Source organism: Pontibacterium sp. (assembly GCF_041587635.1).
Taxonomy (GTDB): Bacteria; Pseudomonadota; Gammaproteobacteria; order Pseudomonadales; family Balneatricaceae; genus Pontibacterium.
Map to the genome: position 1 here is coordinate 1 of NZ_JBFGYC010000577.1, position 2,478 is coordinate 2,478.

Annotated in this window: 4 protein-coding genes; 2 read left to right on the top strand and 2 right to left on the bottom strand. The window is 49.0% G+C overall.

Annotated features, from left to right (window positions below; genetic code table 11):
• Positions 1-259 (bottom strand): hypothetical protein (locus ABYW01_RS19280; protein ID WP_372835963.1); only part of this gene is annotated, 259 nt, incomplete at its 3' end.
• A 14-nt stretch (positions 260-273) separates the two neighbouring features.
• Positions 274-513: a YdaS family helix-turn-helix protein gene (locus ABYW01_RS19285; RefSeq protein WP_372835965.1), complete on the bottom strand. Its 240-nt coding sequence runs from the start codon at positions 511-513 to the stop codon at positions 274-276.
• A gap of 48 nt (positions 514-561) precedes the next feature.
• On the opposite strand from ABYW01_RS19285, the gene ABYW01_RS19290 reads away from it, so the two are divergent.
• Positions 562-1,476 carry a helix-turn-helix domain-containing protein gene (locus ABYW01_RS19290; protein ID WP_372835966.1) on the top strand — a complete coding sequence of 305 codons (915 nt, stop codon included), beginning with the start codon at positions 562-564 and terminating at the stop codon, positions 1,474-1,476.
• Positions 1,477-1,491: 15 nt separating this feature from the next.
• The gene (locus ABYW01_RS19295) at positions 1,492-2,289 is read left to right on the top strand and encodes a tetratricopeptide repeat protein (protein ID WP_372835968.1); all 798 of its coding nucleotides are present in this window, start codon (positions 1,492-1,494) and stop codon (positions 2,287-2,289) included.
• Positions 2,290-2,478: the final 189 nt, after the last annotated feature.

Genomic DNA, 2,478 nt, shown 5'->3' on the forward strand with positions numbered 1-2,478 from the left:
CCTGCTCCATGACGCGCATGAATTGAGTAAATGACCCCTGAGAACTCTCAGAACCCAAAGAGAGCTTTTCATCACCTACCAAGTCTCTAAACTTCGAGAAGTACTTAACTTTTTCGTCAACAGTGGAGGTCACAAGATGGCGCAGCAGGGCACTGGCATTGTCGTAGCCTTCCATCTCAGCGATCAGCTCAAACGCATCGCGATAAAATTCGGTGACGTTGGTTTTCAGGCCTTCGGTGAGTTTCTCTTTACGATTCATGGCAAGTTCCTTTGCTATGCTGCTTGTTGGGGAGCGAGGCCGTACGTTAGCGGCAATAGGTCATACCGAGTCACTTCGCCGCCAGTAAGAGCCTCTACAGACTCGACCTTCTTTAGCTCTGGCGGGAAGTTTCGGATTCCATTTGCGTAATGGGTGATCGTCGCAACGGTGCAGCCAAGACGAGAGGCTAAATCGCTACGTATCTTGCTTCTCTCGTGGCGAGGAAATTTTTTAATGTATTCATCAAGAGTCATGATGAGCCTCCGTATTAGTTAATACGAATAATACAAAAGGTATTATCAATGTGCAACCAGCAATCTTTACTTAATTCCACCCAATACGTAGCGTATGATGTGGTCATGGATACTTGGCAGGATCGCGCGAAAAAGCGCATGAAAAGCCTGGGGCTAACTCAGGCCATGTTGTGTGACACTTTGGGGGTTAAGACTCAGGGTGCCGTTGGTCATTACTTTACCGGTCGACGAAAGCTGTCGTCTGATCAGGCTATAGCTCTTGCTAAGCAGCTACAGGTCTCCCTTGAGGAGCTTTTCGACTCCAATACGGAAGGCACTAGGATTCGCGCTCTGCGAATTGAGCGATACCTTACGACTTCTGAGCTATCCCAGAATTCCGGCGTACCTGAGCAAGACGTTCAGGACATAGAAGAAGGCGAGCGATCGCCATCGGAAGAAGAGTTGATTGCTATAGCGAAAGCTTTCGGCGTGCCTGTTGGCTGGCTCACAGAAGGGGAGCAAGATGCTGAGCCCTACCCGTCTTTATCTCCAGTCCCTCAATACAATCAGATTCCTGTCCTCGATGTAGAGCTTGCAGCTGGAAACGGCACGCATATAGACATGGAACGGGTTACGGACTGGGTGCCCATTTCCCAAGACTGGATTCAGGAAAAGCAGTACTCCAAAGATCGGCTTGTTGTAGTTTCAGTCATTGGTGACTCTATGATGCCTCGCCTACATGAAGGCGACATGCTCCTGGTGAACACTGCCGACCAGAAGCCAGCATCAGGCAACGTCTACGCAATCGCTGTAGATAACGAACTGCGCGTTAAGCGCCTTATCAAGCGCATGGACGGAGCATGGATTATCAGCTCTGACAACAAGGCAAATCCTGCCTATCAAGATGAGATAATCTCCAACCATAATTTCGACCAACTCCGCATCATTGGGCGAGCCGTAAAAGTCGTGATGGGCGATATTTAAAGGATTTAAGACGCAATGAAAGGGATTTTAGTTCTACTGCTGGGGGTAATTTTAACCGGTTGCGCGCTCGCGCCGCACGACCAAGGAATGTCTCATTACTCCAGCGGAAAATACGATCACGCCGCCCATCAATGGAACATATCCAATGACCACTATTTGTCACAATACGGCCTTGGCCTGCTTTGGCATCATGGTCTCGGGTCCACCGCCAAAAATACCGACCAAGCCTCTCAGTGGTACATAAAAGCCGCTAGGCAAGGCTATCCTCCCGCAATGAACAATCTCGCTATAATCCAAATGAAAAAGGGGTATACCGAGGCTGCGCAGTCTTGGCTGACCCTGGCGGCGCGATGGGGAAACCAGACTGCCATCAAGAACCTTAGGATCTACAATTTACCCGTGCCTAAGCCTGATTTGTATGCTCGCCAACAGGCTGCCCAGTCCAGCAAAAAAGCGGAGCAAGCTAGAAGCGATGCAGTTAACGCCATGCTTCTAAATTCTTTTATGCAGGGATATCTGGGGGGTGCACCAAGCTACCAGCCAGCAATGACTGGTCGCTCTTCGCCAGCAGTAAAGCCGTCTGCTTGCACTAGCGACAGCCAGTGCGGCTATGGCAATGCCTGCGTAAAGCCTATGGGTAGTGTTTACGGCAGCTGTGCCGCTAAGGTTGATGAGTATGGCCGCCGCACTCTTAGCTCTCCAAGGTCCGGCGTTGAGGTTCGAACTTTCGGATCTGAGAAATGCAGCTTCTCTTTCGAATGCCCTGATAAATTCAAGTGCGATCAATCCTTAAAGATGTGCGTCATGAAATAGTTCTATGTCCATTCGCATCTGAACTGCGAAATACTCTTTGCCTACCAAGCCCGCTCAGTGCGGGTTTTTTTGTGTCTAAAACTCCCTTCCTTTTCTTGTAATCAATACGGCCTCGTATTTTTTAATACAAATAGTATTGACTGGTAATAATACGTTTTGTATATTTACCTCAACTTCACTGATCAACCG

What these genes read in the sequence shown, in the direction of transcription:
- ABYW01_RS19290 (WP_372835966.1), top strand. Translation starts at nt 562, where the DNA reads ATGTGCAACCAGCAATCTTTACTTAATTCCACCCAATACGTAGCGTAT.
- ABYW01_RS19285 (WP_372835965.1), bottom strand. Translation starts at nt 513, where the DNA reads ATGACTCTTGATGAATACATTAAAAAATTTCCTCGCCACGAGAGAAGC.
- ABYW01_RS19295 (WP_372835968.1), top strand. Translation starts at nt 1,492, where the DNA reads ATGAAAGGGATTTTAGTTCTACTGCTGGGGGTAATTTTAACCGGTTGC.